General features: G+C 68.7%; 16 protein-coding genes. 5 read left to right on the top strand and 11 right to left on the bottom strand.

Translation table 11 applies throughout. From position 1 onward, the window contains the following. Positions 1–10: 10 nt before the first annotated feature. From LDL21_RS02925 to LDL21_RS02885, 9 genes are all read right to left on the bottom strand, one after another. Positions 11–961: a Ppx/GppA phosphatase family protein gene (locus tag LDL21_RS02925; protein WP_225278697.1), complete on the bottom strand. Its 951-nt coding sequence runs from the start codon at positions 959–961 to the stop codon at positions 11–13. A 39-nt stretch (positions 962–1,000) separates the two neighbouring features. Then, positions 1,001–1,522, bottom strand: coding sequence for a DUF501 domain-containing protein (locus LDL21_RS02920; RefSeq protein ID WP_225278696.1), 522 nt, complete (start codon positions 1,520–1,522; stop codon positions 1,001–1,003). Continuing rightward, the gene (locus tag LDL21_RS02915; RefSeq protein WP_067485556.1) at positions 1,523–2,095 is read right to left on the bottom strand and encodes an FtsB family cell division protein; all 573 of its coding nucleotides are present in this window, start codon (positions 2,093–2,095) and stop codon (positions 1,523–1,525) included. Between the two features lie 44 nt (positions 2,096–2,139). Continuing rightward, a complete protein-coding gene (gene eno, locus LDL21_RS02910; protein WP_067485554.1) occupies positions 2,140–3,426 on the bottom strand; it encodes a phosphopyruvate hydratase in 1,287 nt (428 codons plus the stop codon). Positions 3,427–3,541: 115 nt separating this feature from the next. Continuing rightward, positions 3,542–4,252, bottom strand: coding sequence for a lytic transglycosylase domain-containing protein (locus LDL21_RS02905; protein ID WP_067485552.1), 711 nt, complete (start codon positions 4,250–4,252; stop codon positions 3,542–3,544). Positions 4,253–4,319: 67 nt separating this feature from the next. After that, positions 4,320–5,453, bottom strand: a complete 1,134-nt coding sequence (locus LDL21_RS02900) for a hypothetical protein (protein WP_225278695.1) — start codon at positions 5,451–5,453, stop codon at positions 4,320–4,322. Positions 5,454–5,519: 66 nt separating this feature from the next. Next, positions 5,520–8,252 carry an ABC transporter ATP-binding protein/permease gene (locus tag LDL21_RS02895; protein ID WP_225278694.1) on the bottom strand — a complete coding sequence of 911 codons (2,733 nt, stop codon included), beginning with the start codon at positions 8,250–8,252 and terminating at the stop codon, positions 5,520–5,522. A 148-nt stretch (positions 8,253–8,400) separates the two neighbouring features. Continuing rightward, positions 8,401–9,339: an ABC transporter permease gene (locus LDL21_RS02890; protein WP_225278693.1), complete on the bottom strand. Its 939-nt coding sequence runs from the start codon at positions 9,337–9,339 to the stop codon at positions 8,401–8,403. Further along, complete coding sequence (locus LDL21_RS02885; RefSeq protein WP_225278692.1) at positions 9,336–10,844, bottom strand: ABC transporter substrate-binding protein; 1,509 nt, start codon at positions 10,842–10,844, stop codon at positions 9,336–9,338. The genes LDL21_RS02890 and LDL21_RS02885 overlap by 4 nt, the downstream gene beginning before the upstream one ends. A gap of 302 nt (positions 10,845–11,146) precedes the next feature. Here LDL21_RS02885 and LDL21_RS02880 point away from each other — a divergent pair, with 302 nt between their 5' ends. The 5 genes from LDL21_RS02880 to LDL21_RS02860 all read left to right on the top strand — a co-directional run bounded on the left by LDL21_RS02880 (position 11,147) and on the right by LDL21_RS02860 (position 17,108). Next, complete coding sequence (locus LDL21_RS02880) at positions 11,147–12,262, top strand: TauD/TfdA family dioxygenase (protein WP_225278691.1); 1,116 nt, start codon at positions 11,147–11,149, stop codon at positions 12,260–12,262. Further along, complete coding sequence (locus LDL21_RS02875; protein ID WP_174550305.1) at positions 12,234–13,244, top strand: ornithine cyclodeaminase family protein; 1,011 nt, start codon at positions 12,234–12,236, stop codon at positions 13,242–13,244. The genes LDL21_RS02880 and LDL21_RS02875 overlap by 29 nt, the downstream gene beginning before the upstream one ends. A gap of 77 nt (positions 13,245–13,321) precedes the next feature. After that, positions 13,322–14,620 carry an alanine racemase gene (locus LDL21_RS02870; protein ID WP_255674370.1) on the top strand — a complete coding sequence of 433 codons (1,299 nt, stop codon included), beginning with the start codon at positions 13,322–13,324 and terminating at the stop codon, positions 14,618–14,620. 24 nt (positions 14,621–14,644) lie between these two features. Then, the gene (locus LDL21_RS02865; protein ID WP_067485546.1) at positions 14,645–15,679 is read left to right on the top strand and encodes a PLP-dependent cysteine synthase family protein; all 1,035 of its coding nucleotides are present in this window, start codon (positions 14,645–14,647) and stop codon (positions 15,677–15,679) included. 37 nt (positions 15,680–15,716) lie between these two features. Then, on the top strand, positions 15,717–17,108 hold the full coding sequence (locus LDL21_RS02860; protein WP_225278689.1) for an MATE family efflux transporter: 1,392 nt from the start codon (positions 15,717–15,719) through the stop codon (positions 17,106–17,108). Between the two features lie 45 nt (positions 17,109–17,153). Here the strand turns inward: LDL21_RS02860 and LDL21_RS02855 are convergent, their stop codons facing one another. After that, a complete protein-coding gene (locus tag LDL21_RS02855) occupies positions 17,154–17,729 on the bottom strand; it encodes a TerD family protein (protein WP_067485544.1) in 576 nt (191 codons plus the stop codon). 25 nt (positions 17,730–17,754) lie between these two features. Next, positions 17,755–18,234, bottom strand: a complete 480-nt coding sequence (locus LDL21_RS02850; protein ID WP_225278688.1) for a pyridoxamine 5'-phosphate oxidase family protein — start codon at positions 18,232–18,234, stop codon at positions 17,755–17,757. Positions 18,235–18,388: the final 154 nt, after the last annotated feature.

Genomic DNA, 18,388 nt, shown 5'->3' with positions numbered 1-18,388 from the left:
CGGCTCGCGCCTAGCGCAGGATCGACATGGCGATGCCGTCGAGGATGTCGTGTTCGCTGACGACGAGTTCGGTGACGCCCGCTCGCGCGGCGAGCTCGTCGGCCAGCACCTCGGTGATCACCGCGCCGCCGCCGATGACGTCGACGCGGCCGGGGTGCATGGGCCCGAGGGCGGCGCGCTCGTCGTGGTCCATGGCGACCAGGCGGTCACACACCTGGTGCACCTCGTCGAGGCTCAGGCGGGTCAGATGCACACGCTCCGAGTCGTATTCGGGAAGGTCGAGGGCGACGGCGGTGATGGTGGTCATGGTGCCCGCGACACCGACCCAGGTGTGCACCTTGTCGACCGGGACCTTCGCGAACGCCTCGTCGAGCTTCTCCTGCGCGAATTCCTTTGCCGCCGCAACCTGTTCGGCTGTAGGTGGGTTGCCGGGCAGGCAGCGTTCGGTGATGCGCACACAGCCGATATCGGCGGAATAGGCGGCCTGCACACCCTTTTCGTCGCCGACGACGAGTTCGGTGGAGCCACCACCGAGGTCGACCACGACGAAAGGTCCGGCATCGGCCGACAATTCACCGACCGCACCGGCGAAGGACAGGCGGGCTTCTTCGTCACCGGTGATGACTTCGGCAACAGCACCCTCGACCACACGGCCCAGCTCGGTGCGGGTCATGGAGAAGAAGTCGTCCCGGTTGGCGGCGTCGCGGGTGGCCGAGGTGGCCACCATCCGCACGCGCGAAACACCTTGCGCCAGCATCACATCGACGTAATCGGCCAGCGCGGCGCGGGTCCGTTCGATCGCCTCGGGGGCGAGCCGCCCGGTGGCGTCGACACCCTGGCCGAGTCGCACGATGCGCATCTCGCGGTGCACATCGGTGAGCACATTGTCGGCGCCGACTTCGGAGATCAGCAGACGGATCGAGTTGGTTCCGCAATCCACTGCGGCGATGCGCTCACTCATGAGTGTTCCTCCAGGTCTCGACCAGCTGCTGTCCCGCGATTATGCCTGTTCTTCGGACTTGCGGGCAGCGGGCCAGTCGGCGGGAACGGCGGTCCCGCGCAGCCCGGCGTCGGCGGCCAGGGCCACGGACTCGTCACCGAGCGGGTTCACGCCCGGCCCCTTGGCCAGGGAATGCGCGATCAGCACGTGCAGGCACTTGACCCGGTCGGGCATGCCGCCGCCGGTGAAATCCGTTCCGAGCGACTCGATCTCGTTGCGCTCGGCCAGGTAGCTCTCGTGCGCGGCCCGGTAGGCCGCGGCCAGTTCGGGATCGTGGGCGAGACGTTCGGTCATCTCGCGCATCACCCCGGCCGATTCCTGCCTGCTCGCCTCAGCGGTCAAGCGGGGGTCGGTGAGGTAGTACAGCGTGGGGAACGGGGTGCCGTCGGGCAGGCGCGGCGCGGTCTTCACCACGGCGGGCAGACCGTCCGGGGTGCGGTAGGCGATCGCGAGGACTCCGCGCGGCTCGCGGCCCAGTTGCCGAGCGATGATTTCGAGGTCGCGCTCGTTCGGTGCGGTCACCTACGGTCCTTCCGGTGCTGGTTCGGAGATGCTGCGCCACAGGTCGGTGTACCAGGGGTCGGGCTCCGCTGTTCGGGTACTCATCGGCGGCGGTGCGGGCGCCTCGATACCGGGCACCTGCACGATGTAGGGGGTTTCGCCCGGCATCACCAGCCGCAGCCGTTCGCGGGCCTCGGTGCGGATGTAGGCCGGATCCTGTTGCTGCGCACGACGATCGCGCAGGGCGGCCAGGTCGGCGTCGAGTTCGGCGCGTTCCTCGGCAAGCGCGGCCGCCTCGGCACGCTGACTGAAGTACGTGCGCGTCGGCACGGCCAGGGTGAGCGCCAGCCCGCACAGCACGGCGGCCAGGATCACCGCCTTGCCGGTGGAGAGCCCGAGGATCGTGTGCTCGGTGCGTTCCAGCTTGCCGCTCGGCTTGCGGGTGGCCGTTTCCGGCCGCCGCCGGGTGGTGCGTTTGGCGGCGGTCGGACGGCCGGGTGTGTCGAGCGGACTGGGGCGTGAGCGCGCGGCCCGCGACGTGCGCCGGTCGCCTCGTCCACCCGGACTGGTCCCCCGCGCACGTCGCTCGGTCATTGGCGCTCTACCCCATCATCTCCAGGTCCCGCGGTACTTCTTGTTCAGAACTCGCCGGTGAAACGCGGGAAGGCCACGTCGCCGGCGTAGCGTGCCGAATCACCGAGGGCGTCCTCGATGCGCAGCAGCTGGTTGTACTTGGCGACCCGCTCCGAACGCGCGGGGGCGCCGGTCTTGATCTGGCCGGAGCCGACGGCGACCGCGAGGTCGGCGATGGTGGTGTCCTCGGTCTCGCCCGAACGGTGCGACATCATGGTCTTGTAGCCGTTGCGGTGGGCCAGGTCGACCGCGTCGAGGGTCTCGGTGAGGGTGCCGATCTGGTTGACCTTCACCAGCAGCGCGTTGGCCGCGCCCTTGGCGATGCCCTCTTCCAGGCGCTCCGGGTTGGTGACGAACAGGTCGTCACCGACGAGCTGCACCTTGTCGCCGATGGCGTCGGTGAGCGCGACCCAGCCGTCCCAGTCGTCCTCCGACAGCGGGTCCTCGATGGAGACCAGCGGGTACTGGGTGAGCAGCTCCTCGTAGAACTGACCCATCTCCTCGGCCGAGCGGACCTTGCCCTCGAACTTGTAACCCTCACCGGGGGTGTAGAACTCGGTGGCGGCCACGTCGAGCGCGAGCGCGACATCGGTGCCGAGCTTGTAGCCCGCCTTCTGAATGGCCAGGCTGATCAGGTCGAGCGCTTCCTTGGTGCCCGCGACGTCGGGGGCGAAGCCACCCTCGTCACCCAGGCCGGTGGACAGGCCCTTCTCCTTGAGCACGGCCTTGAGCGAGTGGTACACCTCGGTGCCCCAGCGCAGCGCCTCGCGGAAGGTGGGCGCGCCGATCGGGGCGACCATGAATTCCTGCACGTCCACACCGGTGTCGGCGTGCGCGCCACCGTTGAGGATGTTCATCATCGGCACGGGCAGCACGTGGGCGTTCGGACCGCCCAGGTAGCGGAACAGCTCGAGGCCCGAGGACTCGGCAGCACCGCGGGCCACGGCCAGCGACACACCGAGCAGGGCGTTCGCGCCGAGGCGGGACTTGTCGGGAGTGCCGTCCAGATCCAGCAGGACCTGGTCGACGGTGCGCTGCTCGACGGCGTCGAGGCCGATGATGGCGGGCGCGATCTCGTCGAGGACACCCTCGACGGCCTTGGTGACGCCCTTGCCGTTGTAGCGGTCGCCACCGTCGCGCAGCTCAACGGCCTCGTGCTCACCGGTGGACGCGCCGGACGGCACGTCTGCCCTGGTCAGGGTGCCGTCGTCGAGGGCGATCTCGACCTCGACAGTGGGATTGCCGCGCGAATCCAGAATCTCGCGAGCTCCGACCTGTTCGATGATGGCCACGAAAACGACTCCTTACGACGGAAAGGCACGGTAGGTCTCACGGGATGGTCCGTGCGCAGCCGAGCCTATCGTCTCGCGGTGGCAGGCAGTAACCGGCACTCCGGGCAGGTGGCCACTAGGCGCGGCGCCCGATGCTGTAGGCGGCGGCCCGATCCCGCACGACCAGCATGTACTTGTTCGACTGGTTGTAGGCGAACAAGGCACGCTGCCAGCCGTCGGCCGAGGTCAGGTTGCCGCCGCGGGTGCAGAGGTAGCGGGCGGCGGTGAGGGCGGCGTCGTCGATGTTCTGCGGGTCGAGCACGCCGTCACCGTTGGCGTCGACGGCCCAGCGCTGCCATGTCTCGGGGATGAACTGCAGCGGGCCGACCGCCCGGTCGTAGGTGGTGTCGCCGTCGAGGCGGCCGCCGTCGGTGTCACGGATGACGGCATTGCCCTTGGTTCCGTCGAGGGCGACACCGATGATCGGCGGGCGAACGGTTCCGTCGGCGTCCACGTCGGCGCCCCGGTGGGTGCCGTGCCCACTCTCCACGCTGGCGATGCCCGCGATGGTCGTCCAGGCGATGCCGCACTCGGGCGCCGACCTGGCGAGCACGGCGGCGGCGTAGCCGTAGGCCTCGAGGGCCACCGGTGCGATGCCGAGCGCGTCGGACTGCTCGTCGGCCCAGCCGCGTAACTGCGTGGCGGCGCGACCCGGCGCATCGATATCGATGACGGGTAAGGCCACCCCGGGGCCCGGCGGCATGTCACCGGGAATCGACGCGAGCGAACTGCACCCCGTGAGCAACGCGGCCACCGCCACGGCGACGATGACGCCGGCTTTCTGCACAGACACTCAATCAATCATCCAGATCAGCGCGCCGCCATGCACATCTCACAGTGACTTCTCAGAGTTCTCAGGTCGCGACGAGGCAGATGGTCGAGCCGTGGGATACGCCCGCCTCGCGTGACATTCGCGCCTCGCCGGCCGAACAACCGATGTTCGCTTCGTCGTACACGGACGTGACGCGGCCGTCGGCACTGCTGTCGTCACAGCTCACGAGTCTCGGTAGGCCTGCGGTGCCCGCGTAACCGGTCACGCAGTCGCCGGGCCGGGCGTACCCGAGGTGGTTCTGATCGATCGGCCCCAGGCAGACGACGACGCGCAGGTCGGTGTTGTCGTTGAGCGAGACCGATGCCGCATTGGCGTTGGTGATCTCCTCACATTTCGGGTCGGCCGGTTCGGTGTACTGGGTCCGCACCGAGAGCACCCGGTGCGTGGCGGACCGGTGCGCGCACGCGATCGTCTTCATCGACACGTTCGAAGCGCATTCGCCCACAAAGGCTCCCGCCATCGAGTCGGAGTCCTCGGCGGGTTTCGTGCAGATCACCACGGCACGGCCACCCAGGGACGACTGGGCATAGGCTTCGCGGGTTTCCGGGTGGGATTCGCAGGCCCGATCGGTGACCGGGACCTTGACGTGCAGTTCGGTGGCGATCACAACATGGGGCCCGCCGGTGAATCCGCATGTGCTGCGTTCGATTTCGCCGCCGGACTTGCGTACATCGATGCAGTCGCCGGGGCGAAGGCCGCCCGCGTCGGTCATGTTCTTCTCGGTCGGTTCGAGGCACAGCACGGTTTCGCCGTCGGTGGGGCTCGGGTCGGCTACCGCGCGGGTCGCCTGCTCGAATTTCATGCAAGCCATGGCGAACGGGTGCTGCATCGGTTCCCTGGCGAGCACCCGGTATACGGCGAGGTCGTCGGCGCAGGCGTATTCGACGGGCAGTTCGTCCCGGCTCAGGCAATCTCCGACGGCCATGCGTGGTTCCTCGGGCCGGGTGAGGAAGTAGCCCGTGACTGCTCCGGCGGCAGTGAGTAAGACGACGATGGCGACGATCGCGAACATCGCCGGGGGTTTGCGACGCGGTCGGCTCGGTTCCGGCGCCGGATACGGAGACGATTCCGTCCACGGCCGCACCACCGGAATGTCGGTCGACGGTGGCAGGCTCGGCGGCACAGCGCCCTCATGCGGAGGGGCGGGGTGGATCATCGGGGTTCGTCTCCTTGAAAACGCTTGGGGGACAACCCGATGAGATCGGCTCGTATCGCTGCGCCGTTACACCAGCAGCTCCGCGGTGGCCCGATGCACCGGCGCCGCGAGAACGATTGCGGGATCGCCTCTTTCGACGACCTCGCCGTGGTCGAGGACCAGCAGGTCGGTGCAGTGCCTGGCGACCAGTGCCATGTCGTGGCTGATCAACAGGACGGCGGTGCCGTGCTCGGCGCGCAGGCGGTCGAGCAGGGTCATGACGCCCGCGGCCGTGTGCTGGTCGAGGGCAGTGGTGATCTCGTCGCAGATCAGGACGGCCGGATCGGCGGCGAGAGCTCGCGCCAGGGCGACGCGCTGACGTTGTCCGCCCGACAGTTCGTGTGGTCGCCTGCTCGCGAGGTCGTCAGGCAGATCCACATCGGCGAGCAGGGCGTCGACCCGCTTGCGCACATCCGGTTTCGGCACGCGGGCGATCCGCCGCAGTGGCCGGGCCAGGGTCTGTTCGACGGTTCGGCGAGGATTCAACGCTGCCAACGGGTTCTGCGTGACCAACTGAATACCCTTGGCCCTCGGCTTGATCCGTCGCCGTTTCCCGACCGGCGCCCGCACCGCGCCTGCTTCGACAACGCCCGCGACCCCGATCTGCAAGCCGGCGATCACCCGCGCCAACGTGGTCTTGCCTGCCCCCGAAGGTCCGACCACCGCCAATGCCGCCCCCTCGCGCACTTCCAGATCGATCTCACCGAGAATCCGGTGGTTGTCGGCGGCGGCGGTGATTCCCTTGGCGGACAGCGCGATTCCCGGCGATTCCCGCCCGTCGGTCGCGGGACTCGCAGGTCCGGCGAAACCCTCGGCAACCGGGATCTCGCCGCGCGGCGCCTGGTCAGCTGACCCAGCGGCCCGGTCGTCCTCGGGCTCAGCGGTGCGGCGACCGGCTGTGCGCTGAACAGCTGCAACCGTGGCGCCGTCACCCGTCGACGTGTCACCTCGTGGGCGGCTGTACGGCGTTGCCTTCTCATCGTGCCCGATCGGCGCCGAGCCCACCCGGCGGGATCGCGGTACGGCGCTGGGTGGATGGACTTCGATCACCGTGTCGGCGATGGCATGGACGGTGGTGGTGTCGTGGCCGGATAGCAGGACGGCGGTGGCGTCGGTGACGGCGAGATCGGCTATGAGCCGCGCTATTTCGGTGCGCAAGGCGCCGTGCAGACCGGCGAGGGGTTCGTCGAGGACGAGGACGATCGGACGGCGGAGGAGTGCGCGGGCCAGGGCCACCCGGCGTTGCTGGCCACCGGACAGGCGACCGACGCGGCGCCGCAGGAACGTCTCGTCCAGCCCGACGCGATCGAGCATCGCTTGTCGCTCGGCCTCGGAACTGGTGGGTGCGGCTTCGGCGAGGAGCGCACTAACGCGCAGGAGAGGGTTCAGCTCGGACCCGGGATCCTGGCCGACGTAGGCGATCCGCTCGCGCCGGAAAGTCCGCAGCGCACGGGGATCGAGCCCGAAGACGTCGTGTCCGGCCACCAGAACCGTGCCCGCACACCGCATCCCGGCGGGCACGTGCCCCAGCAGCGCCCGCATCGCCGTCGACTTGCCCGCCCCGGACGCCCCGGTCAGCGCCGTCACGGATCCCGCCTTCAGCCGGAAGGACAACGGCGCCAACAACACCGCCCCCGCAGCGCTCACCACCGTCAGCCCATCCACCACCGCCGCATCCCCGGCGTCGACCGCCGCGGGGTGTCCATTCCGCCGCCCGCTGGACACGAGTCCGTCCATCACCGCCTGCTCTACGTCAGTGGGCGATGCTGTCTCATCTGGCATCCCAGCGGGGTTGCCCGCTTGATCGCGCTGCCCGCCGAAACCGGAAAGCTGCACGTCACCGCGGCTACCCGCGCCGACCATCGCACCTCGATCGGGGACGTAGTCAGTGGCTCCAGCCCGTCGGCGTCGGGCACCATCACGCGCGGACCCGGCGGTGACCACCAGGTTCACCCCCACGGCGACGATCGCGATGGCGGCGCTGGGGGCCAGCACCGCCCAGGGGTTGAGGAGGATGCCGGAGGCGTTGTCGCGGACCATGATCGCCCAGTTGTCGGCCCCGACCGCGGGCACACCGAGGAAGGAGACGGTACTCACCAGGTAGATCGCCACGACGAAACGCAGGCCGAGCTGGGTGGTGAAGACCGAGCGGAGGTTGGGCAGGATCTCCCGGAACACCAAGTAGGGCAGTGATTCTCCGCTGGCGACGGCTGCTTCGACATAGCCGGTGGCGGCGATGCTCGCGGCCGAGGCGGCGAAGATCCGTGCACAGTAGGGCACACCGAACACCAGCGACACCACGATCAACGCCGCTACCCCACCCTCCGGCCAGGCGGTGAGCACGAGCAGGATGCCGAGCACGGCAGGCAGGAGAATGACGAGGTCACCCGCGAGTTCGATCACCGAACCCGCCCGCGGCCGCACCGCGGCGACCGCCCCGAGCACCGCCGACAACACGGTCACCGCCACCGCGATCACCGCCGAGACCACGAGCAGCTGCGTCCCCCCGGTCAGCAGGTGACTGAACACATCGCGCCCGAGCCGATCGGTGCCGAGCACCGCGTCCCCACCCGGCCCCGCGAACGGAATCCCCACCGCCTCTTCCGCCCCGTGCGGCGCGAACAACGGCCCGGCCAGCGCACACAACACCACCAGCCCGACCCCGAGGCCGGTACCCCACCGCCACGAACGAACAGTTCTCCCCAGGCCCCCCACCGTGCGCGACGCACTCCGGTCGCGCCCCCACCTTTCCGCACCCATCACGCCACCTCCGCGGACTTCCCGAAACTCCGGCTCGTGCACCGCACGCTCTCCCGACCTACCCCGCAGGACATGGACGCACGTTCACCACGCTCGGGTGTGAGCGACGACCGAGAAGCCGCCGGCGCGTAGTGATCTCGAGTGCCGATCATCGGGCCCCCCGGGTGGACCAGGTTCGGACGAGGTCGGCGGTGGCGAGCAGCAGCATGATGACGATGGCGGTGAGGGCGACCACGGCGGCGACGGTCGCGGTGTCGCGGTCGGCCACCGAGCCCGCGAGGACGGCGCCGACACCGGGATAGTTGAAGAGGGTTTCGACGACCAAGGCGCCACCGAAGAGCATGCCGACGGAGGTCGCATACCCGGCGACGATCGTGGGAGCGGCGAAGGGCAGCATATGCCGGAGCAGGATGACGCGGCGCGGAAGACCGTCCAGCACAGCACTTTCCACATGCGGAGCGGCGGCGACATCGAGGAGCGCAGACCGCACCACCCGCGTGTTCCAGCCGATCTGGGGAATCGCCAGCGCCAGCACCGGAAGCACCAGCATCTCGGGTCCCGCCGGGAATCCGGAGCGATCGGTGATCGTCACGGCGGGCAGCCAGCCGGTGGCCAGGGAGAACACCAGGATCAGCACGGTGCCGCAGACGAATTCGGGAACGGCGACGGCAATGGTCGTGGTCGGCTGCAGGATTCGCGAACCGAAGGCCTTCGGCCGCATCGCCCACCAGCAGCCGAGAGCCAGCGAGCACACCACCGTGAGCAGCAGGGCGATCCCGCCGAGCAGCAGCGTCTGCGGGAACTTGTCGGCGAGCATGTCCCCGATCGAGTTACCGCGTGCGGTCCGGCCGAAGTCACCGGTCAGCACACCGGTGATCCAGTGCCAGAACTGCACCGGCAGTGCGCGGTCCAGACCGAGCTCGTGTTCCTTGGCCGCGAGCTCGGCCGCACCGGCCTCCCTGCCCAGCACCGAGCGGGCCGCGCTGCCCGGCAGCAGGTCCACCGCGACGAACACGATGGCCAGCAGCGTCACCAGCAGCACGACCCGGCGCAGCGCGGGCAGGGCGAACGCTTTCACGGCACTCACGCCAACCAGGCACGTTCCAGCTGGACGCGGGCGAAACCGCCGAGGGTCGGCAGCCCGCGCACGGACGCGGCGGCGATGTCGACACCGTCGGCCATGCCCCACACCAGGTAGCCGCCGCGCTCGAACTCGATGCGCTGCAACTCACGCACGGCACGGCCGTATTCGTCGCCCGTCGTGGCGAGCGCCTTGGCGTTGGCCGCATCGAATTCGGGGTCGCGGAAGGCGGTTTCGTTGCGGTTCGAGCCCGAGGTCATCAGCTTGTCGGCCAGGAACAGCACCGAATCGTTGGTACCCCAGGACACGGTGTAGAGCGGGGCGTTCAACCAGGTCTGGTCGTAGAACGCGCCCGACTCGGCCACCTGCACGTCGAGGCGGACACCGATCTCGGCGAGCTGGGTGGCGATCACCTTCGCCGACTCGACCTCACCGGGCACCTCGGCCTTGGTGACGAACGGGTAGCTGCGCCCGGTGTCGAAATTCGCTTCGCGCAGCAGGGTTTTCGCGCGCTCGATATCGCGGCTGCGGCGCAGCGAGGTGTCGTAGAGCGGGTCGGCGGTGCCGAGCACATCGGCGGCGACCGTGCCGAACCCGGAGTGCACCTGGTTGACCAGCGCCTCCCGGTCCACGCCCAGCCGCAACGCGGTGCGCACCCGCGCGTCGGCGAACGGCCCGTCGGCGGCGCGCATCGCGACACCGAGCATGGTGTCGTCCGGGCGACGGATCACCTGCAGATCACCACGACCCGCGGCGGTGCGGCCCGCGATGGCACCGACATTGGAGGCCAGGTCGATCTGCCCACCGAGCACCGCGTTGCCGAGCGCGGTGACGCTGTCGAACATGGTCACCTCGATGGCGTCCAGCGACGGCGGGGTGCCGTGCCAGTTCTCGTTGCGCACCAGGCGGGCGTTGCCGTTCTGGTAGGACTCGAGCCGGAACGGACCGGAGCCGACGCCGGCGGCGAAGTCGGTGGTGCCCTGCGGGACGGTGAAGGTCATCAGCCGAAGCAGCAGCGGCAGTTGGGTATTGGGTGCGGGCACGGTGAACACCACGCGGTTCGGTCCGTCGGCGACGATGTCGTTCTCGGCGACCGGCATCTTCGACGCCCCGCCCACCGACCGCAGCCGCCGCATCGACCACACCACGTCATCGGCGGTGACCGGCGCGCCGTTGTGGAACTTGGCGCCCTCGGCGATGGTGAAGGTCCAGCGGCGGTTCTCGGCGTCGGCCTCCCAGCGTGCGGCCAGGCGCGGCACGACATTCGGGTTGTCGCCGGGGACGGTCAGCGCGTCGTAGACGAGGGAGGCGATCAGGAAGTCGCTCTCGTTGCTGAGATTGGCGTGCGGATCGCGTTCACTGCGCGCGGCGGTACCGAGCGCGCCGACGCGCAGCGTGCCGCCCGGCTTGACGGTTCCGTTCGACTCCTCACCGCTGGTGCACGCCGCGGCCAGCAGCACTGCGGTGAGACCGATGCCGGATTGCAGCAACTGCCTGCGTGTGAAACCCATGGTGTTCCTCCTCGAGCGGCGGGCGCCGGACCCCTTCACCGGGCGCCGCAAACTAGGCGAGGCTAGCCTAAAACAGTAGCCCGGTGGTGGTCTTCCTTTCGACCGAGTCCGTTCCGCCACGCCGCCCACGGCCCCCGATTCGGCGACTGCCAGCGACTTCGGGTAGAAATCAGGCTCATACCCATAAGCTATTTGCCATGAGAGCATGTTAGGTAAGTCTTGCCTAATCCATTGCCAGGCACTACCTTCGCTCATCGAGTCTCCACCACCCGCGTTCGACCGATGCGAAGAAGGGAAGGCCGGTGAAAAGCGTTCTCTCCGAACGTAAAACGATTCACCTGCACGACATCGAGTACCGCGAGTTCGAGCCGGACGCCGCCAAGGCCGTTCGCCGCCTCGCCGCCGACATCCGACATCAACTGAGTGACCCACCGCACACAGAGACCCTGCACGACGCCGCCCTGCTGGCCGAGATAGATCGCCGCGCCGGCGAACTCCCGGCATCCGTGCGACACGCCGTTCGCCCACCCGCCACCGCGGCGGGTGCGACCGTGGTGCGCGGCCTGCCGGTGAGCGACGCCGAATTCGGCCCGACGCCTGCGGATTGGCAGAGCGCGGCCGTGTCGGCGGGCGACCCGACCCATCACGGCTCGCTCGAACTCGACATCATCCTGCTGCTGCTCGCCCGGTGCGCGGGCGACCTGTTCGGCTGGCTCGGTCAGCAGAACGGGCGGCTGGTCAACAACATCGTGCCCGCCGTCGGACACGAGCACGAACAGTCCGGCGCGAGCAGCGCGACGCTGCTGAGCCCGCACTCCGAGGACGCCTTCCATGCCGAACGCGCCAATCTGCTGATGCTGGCGTGCGTGCGCAATCCGGATCGGGTGGCTACCACCGTGTCCTCGATCCGCGAGGTGGAACTCAGCGACGAGGACCGCCGCATCCTGGCCACCCCGACGGTGCCGATCCTGCCCGATGTCTCCTACGGCACCGACTTCGGATCGTTCGCGCCACCGCTGCCTACCGTCTGGGTGGACGAAAACGGTTGCGACACCATCAGATACGACCCCGCCTATACCCCGCTCGACGACGCCGACCCGGCGTTCCGCGCCGCCTACGCCCGGCTCACCGCCGAACTCACGCGTGTCTGTCACGCTCCGGCGCTGGCTCCCGGCGAGCTCCTGCTCGTCGACAACGATGTGGCCGTGCACGGCCGGGTGCCGTTCCGCGCCCGCTACGACGGCACCGATCGGTGGCTCAAGCGCGTCAATATCCGCCTGCCGGAACGTCGTCGGCGGAGCGAGGAAGCGTCCGAGAATGGGTACGGGCAAGAGGTGATCGCGCCGTATCGGGCGCGCACCGATCGGACGGCAGGGCAGGACAGTGCAGATGAACGAGGATCCGTTGAACAACCGTGACCGCAGCGTCGGGCTCCGAGTGCTCTCGCGCAGCGATCTGGCCGATGTGCCGATCACGCCCGCCGAGGTGGTACGGGCCGTCGAGGAGGCCTATCTCGCCTTCGCCGCGGGCGAATCCGACAACCCGCGCAAGTTGAGCGTCGCCGATCCGGGTGGCTCGTCGGTGTCGTACGCGATGCTCGGCCGCGACGGTCGCCGCCGCGTGGTGGCGATGAAGACCTCCTACAAGTTCGACCCGGGTCACGACCGCAGCACCAAGCGGTACTACACCACCATCACCCTCTACGACGACACCACCGGCGCCCCCATCGCAATGATGGACTGTGCCCGGGTGGGCGCGTTGCGCACTCCGGCGGTGTCGGCACTGCTGGTGCGCGAGACGGTCCGCCGTGGTGCCGAGAGCGCGTTGCTCATCGGTACCGGAACGCAGGGGCGCAACGCGCTGCCACACCTGCTCGCGGCGAATCCGCAGCTACGCAAGCTGATGGTGTACGGCACGCACGCCGAGGGCTTGGCGGCGGTGCACGCGCAGCTGGCCGCCGAGGTGCCGCACGCGGTGCTGGAACAGGTGGACGATCCGTACGCAGCGGCACCCACCGCCGACGTGGTGCTGGCGACGGCCGGTCCCGGCACGGAGGTCGCGCTCGAATCCTCCCATCTGGCACCGGGTTCCGTCGCGGTGCTCGTGGGATACGGGCTGGCACCGTCGACGCTGGTCGACGCAGACCGGGTGGTGGCGACCAGTGCCGCACAGATGGCGCTGACCGGCACCGACATGGCAGGCCCCGACGGCACGCTGCGCTCGGTCGACGCCGAACTCCCCCAGATCCTCACCCGCGCGGCCACGGCCCGTCGCTCCGACGACGAGAAGATCTTCGTCTACAACAGCGGGCTGGTGCTCACCGATATCGCGGTCGCCCATGCGCTGGCGGCGCGCGCGATCGCCGAGGGGCGGGGTACGGAGGTGCCGCTGTGGGACTAGCCGGCGTCGACTCGGCCCAGGTAGCCGACGAATTCCGTTCGGGCACAGTCGATGGCCTGCCCCATTGCGCACCGCCGATGCCCGCCTACATCGATGCGGTGGAGCAACGTCTGCTCGATGATCCACTGCTGATCGGCGACATCGCCGAAGCGGTCGGTGGACCGTTCCACGTGCTGTTTCCGGAGCGGGTCGCGGTGAACGTCGAGGCTTTCCAGTCGGCGTTCACCGACGCGGGGGTCGACGGGTTCGTCTACTTCGGGAAGAAGGCGAACAAGGCGGCCTGTGTGGTCCGTGCGTGCGCGGAATCCGGGGCCGGAGTGGATGTGGCGAGTACCGGCGAGCTCGTGGCGGCACTGGCGCAGGGCGTGCGCGGCGAGGATCTGATGGTCACCGGGCCCGCCAAGTCCGACGATCTGCTGTGGCTGGCCGCGCGTCATGGCGCGCTCATCGCCATCGATGCCGTCGACGAACTCGACCGGCTCGCCGCGCTCGGCCTGTCTGCCCGGATCGTGCTTCGTGTGCTGCCGGAGGGATCGACGAGCCGGTTCGGTCTGGATCCTCAGGAACTCACGCAGACGATCGGAGCAATTACCCCGGGCGGGCCGATCAGCTTGTCCGGCTTCAGCTTCCATCTGTCGGGTTACGACGCCACCGCCCGCGCCGAACAAGCCACGGCCCTGGTCGACCACTGTCTGAGGGCACGATCCGAGGGCCATCCCGCCGACCTCATCTCGATCGGCGGCGGCTTCGGCGTGGACTACCTCGATGCCGATTCATGGTCGCGCTTCCGGGAAACACTCACCGACAACTGGTTTCACGGCAGCGCGCCGACGGAGGACTACTACCCCTATCATTTCCCGTCACCGGGTGCAGACATGCTCGGCGCCGTCCTTGCGCACAACGGCCTCGCGAAAAGCTTGCGTGACAACGGCATACGCGTTGCTGTCGAGCCGGGACGTGCTCTGCTCGATCGCGCGGGCAGTTCGGTCTTCCGCGTGCAAGGCGTGAAAACCCGTACGACACAGGGTCACCCGTACGACATCCTCACCGTCGACGGCACCAGCCTGAGCCTGTCCGAACAGTGGTTCGCCAGCGAATACCTGCCCGACCCGGTGCTGTGGCCGCAGCGACCCGGTACCACGACCCCCACCTGCGTGGGCGCGACAACCTGCCTGGAATCCGATCTGCTCAGCAGGCGGCGCATCCCGCTGCCCCGCCGAGCTCGCGTCGGCGACCTGCTGATCTACCCGAACACCGCCGGGTATCAGATGGATTCCAACGAGTCACCGTTCCACGAACTCCCCCTGCCACCCAAGGTCGTGCTGCGTGAGCGCGCCGACCGGCTGCGCTGGACCCTCGACGACACTTCCCGCTGACCCCCTTCCGATGGAGGAAACCCCATGGCTCTCGTCACGCGCGTGACGGATCTGATCGGCCGCACTCCCCTGTTCGAGCTGGCCGTCACCGACAGCGGCACCCGCCTGCTGCTCAAGCTCGAACAGTTCAATCCCACCGGTGCCGCCAAGATCCGCATGGCCCGCTCGATGGTCGACGATGCCGAGCGGCGCGGTTTGCTGCGCGATGGCGGGCATATCATCGAATCTACGTCCGGCAATACCGGGCTCGGCTTGGCGGTGGTCGCGGCCGAACGTGGCTATCGGTTCACCGCCGTGGTCGACAACCACGCCTGTAAGGACAAACTGCGCGCGATGAAGGCCATGGGCACCGACCTGGTGTTCGTCGCCGACGACGGTGACGACGAACTGGCCACCTCGGCACGGGAGGACCTCGCCGAGGCGATGGCCGCTGCCCGCGACGACGCCTTCTTCACCGAACAGCACAACAACGACGCCAACGCCGTCGGCTACTACGCGGTCGCCGAGGAATTGCTGGCCGAGGTGGAGCGGGTCGACATCCTGCTGTCGGCGGTCGGTACCGGCGGGTCGCTGTTCGGCACCGCCACCCGCCTACGTGAACTCGGCTGCGTACCGAAGGTGATCGGGGTGGAGCCGGTCGGGTCCATCGCCTTCGGCGGCGAGGGCGGCCCGTACTGGCAGTCGGGCACCGGCACCCCGCCGGGCGCGACCATCGGCACCGCGGTCGACTACAGCCTGCTCGACGAGGGAGTGAAGGTGAGCGATGTCGACGCGTTCGCCACCGCCCGCGCCGTCGCCAGGACACACGGTCTGCTGATCGGTGGTTCCGCGGGCGGTTCGGTGCACAATGCTCTGGCCCGGCTCGAGGAATTCCCGGCCGGTTCCACCGTGGTCACCATCGTGTGCGACGGTGGCGAGAAGTACTTGGACACCGTGTTCGACGACGACTGGATGAGCGCGCGCGAGCTGCTCGACCCGGCCGCCGAATGCGAGGTCACCACACTGCTGCGCCGGTATTCACCGCTGCGGCGCCACGACGAACTGATGGAGGTCAGGTGAGCGCGATCGCGCGCGAAACGGAGACCGGGGAGCGCTGGTGACCGGCAAGAACACCGACACCAGCGCACTGGCCAAGCTGGCGACGCCGATCGCGTTGACCCAGCTGGCCCAGATCGCGGTGTCCACCACCAATCTCGTGCTGATGGGCACGCTCGGTGTCGCGCAGGTCGCGGCGGGCGGCCTGGCGCTGGTGTTGTTCAACCAGATCCGCACCATGTGCGTCGGCCTGATCACCGGCACCGGAAATCAGATCGCCGGTGCTCTCGGCGCGGCGGGCAAACGCGGCGAGTCGGCCGACGACGAAGTGCGCGCGGTGGTCCGGGCGGCGTTCGTCATCGCCACCATCGCCGGCCTGCTCGGTGGTGCGGTGCTGATCGGTCTCGGCTGGGCCCTGTCGTGGCTCGGGCAGGACACCGCCGTTCTCGACCTGGCCCGGCCGATGATGATCGCGCTGGCACCCGGCCTGCTGCCGTGCCTGTGGTTCCAGGTGTTGCGCCAGTACACCGTGGGCATGCAGCGTCCCCAGGCCTTGCTGATGGTGACGCTCGGTTCGGTCGTGCTGAACCTGGTGCTCGCGCTCGCCTTCATCCACGGCTGGGCGGGCATCCCCGCCTCCGGTCTGACCGGCGTCGGCATCGCCACCTCGCTGGTCTTCCTGATCACCTTCGGGGTGTTCTGGGCGATGGTGCGCCGCGACGAACAGCTCGGCGCCACCCTGCCGCGGACCCCGTGGCCGGTGCGCTGGGCGACCGTGCGCGAGGAACTTCGCCTCGGCACACCCATCGCCCTGACCTACGGTTCCGAGGCGGGCATGTTCTCGGTGCTCGCACTGGTGATGGGCAGTTTCGGCCCGGCCGCCCTGGCCGCGCACAATGTCGTGTACCAGATCATCTACATCGTCTTCCAGGTCGCGATCGGCCTGTCGCACGGTGCGTCGATCCTGGTCAGCCATGCCGTGGGCCGCGACGAGTACAGCCACGCCAAGTCGCTGGCCTGGCTCGCCCTGCGCCATGCGGGCGTGCTCGCCATCGTCACGGGGGCGGTCTACGTCCTTGCGCCCGACGTGGTGCTCGCGCCGTTCCTCGACACCTCCGACACCGCGACCGTCGACATCGCCCACACGCTGTTGCTCATCGGCATCGTTCTGCAGTTCTTCGACGCCGCCCAGAACATCGGGACGGGCCTGCTGCGCGGGCTCAAGGAAACCTCCGCGGGCTTCCGGCTCTCGCTCGTCGGTTACTGGGGTGTCGGCATCCCGGCCGCCCTGCTGTTCGCGTTCCCGCTACATCTCGGGGCGGCGGGCGTCTGGTGGGGCCTCACGGCAGGCCTGGCCACGACGGCAGCGCTCATGCTCCGCAAGTACTTCAGCCTGCTCGACCAGGCGAGTACGACTCCGCTCCCGCGCATTCCCGCGACCCAGGCAGGATGACGGGCGGCGGTCACCAGGACCGCCGCCCGCTCGTCGTGCGGTTCGTCAGATGTTGACGCCGTAATCGCGGGCGATCCCCGCGAGACCGGACGCGTATCCCTGGCCGATAGCGCGGAACTTCCACTCGTTGTTGTGCCGGTACAGCTCACCGAAAACCATCGCGGTCTCGGTCGACGCGTCCTCGGACAGGTCGTAGCGAGCCAGCTCGACACCGGTGTTCGCATCGGTCACCCGGATGTAGGCATTGCGGATCTGTCCGAAGGACTGCCCCCGCGCCTGGGCGTCGTGGATCGACACGGGAAAGAAGATGTTCGTGATCGACGGCGGCGTGGCGGCCAGGTCGACATTGATCACCTCGTCGTCACCGTCGCCCTCACCGGTCAGGTTGTCACCGGTGTGCTCGATGGTCCCCTCGGGCGAACGCAGGTTGTTGTAGAACACGAAATGCTGGTCCGACAGCACCTTCAGGTTGGCCCCGGTCGCCAACGCACTGGCATCGAGATCGTGGTCGGCGCCGGTGGTGGTCCGCACGTCCCAGCCGAGACCGACCGCGACCTTGGTGAGGTTGTCGGTCTGCTTCGACAGCGAGACATTGCCGCCCTTGGCGAGTGAGACGCTCATGAAAACCCTTCTGTCCTGATCGTGTTCAGTGCTGCTGCTCGGCCCAGGTGCGCAAGGTCTCGACCCGGCCCTCCAGGGCGCGCAGCTCGGTGTCGTCGAGAACCGTTCGCTGGATACCCCGGTCCACCGCGAAGGCCGACTGACGGTGGTCGTCGATCACATCGACGTCGATCCGTACGGCGGCGTAGTCCTCGGCCTCGGGCATCTGCTCGGCGATCACCGTCGCCCGGCCACGGGCCGACAACGCCACATTGCCGCCACCCAGGATCAGCAACGCCACCTCGGGCCGCTCCCGTAACCGGGCGAGCGACCCACGATTGGTGCGCAGGCTGATGAGGATGCGCCGGTCGCCCGCGCGCACCGGCCAGGAAACCGGAATGGCGTGCGGGGCGGGATCGGTGGTGACCAGTACCGCGATGGTTTCCTGTGGCCACACCGGCAACACGTCGAGTTCGGGATGATCTGTCAACTCGCCGTGTTCTACCGGATCGACTTCTGTTGCCATCTACCTCACCTCGACGATCGTCGGACACCCCAGCCCGCCGCGAACAGCGAGCTCGCCACCGAGTCTAAAGCGCTGTGCCACTTGCCGCTAACGTCTCGGCAGCGATCGCCGGGCATTCACCCGACCAAGATCGTTAGCCGTCGAGTAGCTGCGT

This window comes from Nocardia rosealba (assembly GCF_020216065.1).
Lineage (GTDB): Bacteria > Actinomycetota > Actinomycetes > Mycobacteriales > Mycobacteriaceae > Nocardia > Nocardia rosealba.
The sequence above is the reverse complement of the archived record's forward strand: the minus strand, read 5'-3'. Positions and strand labels throughout refer to the sequence as shown.

What these genes read in the sequence shown, in the direction of transcription:
- LDL21_RS02925 (WP_225278697.1), bottom strand. Translation starts at nt 961, where the DNA reads ATGAGTGAGCGCATCGCCGCAGTGGATTGCGGAACCAACTCGATCCGT.
- LDL21_RS02915 (WP_067485556.1), bottom strand. Translation starts at nt 2,095, where the DNA reads ATGACCGAGCGACGTGCGCGGGGGACCAGTCCGGGTGGACGAGGCGAC.
- LDL21_RS02900 (WP_225278695.1), bottom strand. Translation starts at nt 5,453, where the DNA reads ATGATCCACCCCGCCCCTCCGCATGAGGGCGCTGTGCCGCCGAGCCTG.
- LDL21_RS02895 (WP_225278694.1), bottom strand. Translation starts at nt 8,252, where the DNA reads ATGGGTGCGGAAAGGTGGGGGCGCGACCGGAGTGCGTCGCGCACGGTG.
- LDL21_RS02885 (WP_225278692.1), bottom strand. Translation starts at nt 10,844, where the DNA reads ATGGGTTTCACACGCAGGCAGTTGCTGCAATCCGGCATCGGTCTCACC.
- LDL21_RS02875 (WP_174550305.1), top strand. Translation starts at nt 12,234, where the DNA reads ATGAACGAGGATCCGTTGAACAACCGTGACCGCAGCGTCGGGCTCCGA.
- LDL21_RS02870 (WP_255674370.1), top strand. Translation starts at nt 13,322, where the DNA reads ATGCCCGCCTACATCGATGCGGTGGAGCAACGTCTGCTCGATGATCCA.
- LDL21_RS02865 (WP_067485546.1), top strand. Translation starts at nt 14,645, where the DNA reads ATGGCTCTCGTCACGCGCGTGACGGATCTGATCGGCCGCACTCCCCTG.
- LDL21_RS02855 (WP_067485544.1), bottom strand. Translation starts at nt 17,729, where the DNA reads ATGAGCGTCTCACTCGCCAAGGGCGGCAATGTCTCGCTGTCGAAGCAG.
- LDL21_RS02850 (WP_225278688.1), bottom strand. Translation starts at nt 18,234, where the DNA reads ATGGCAACAGAAGTCGATCCGGTAGAACACGGCGAGTTGACAGATCAT.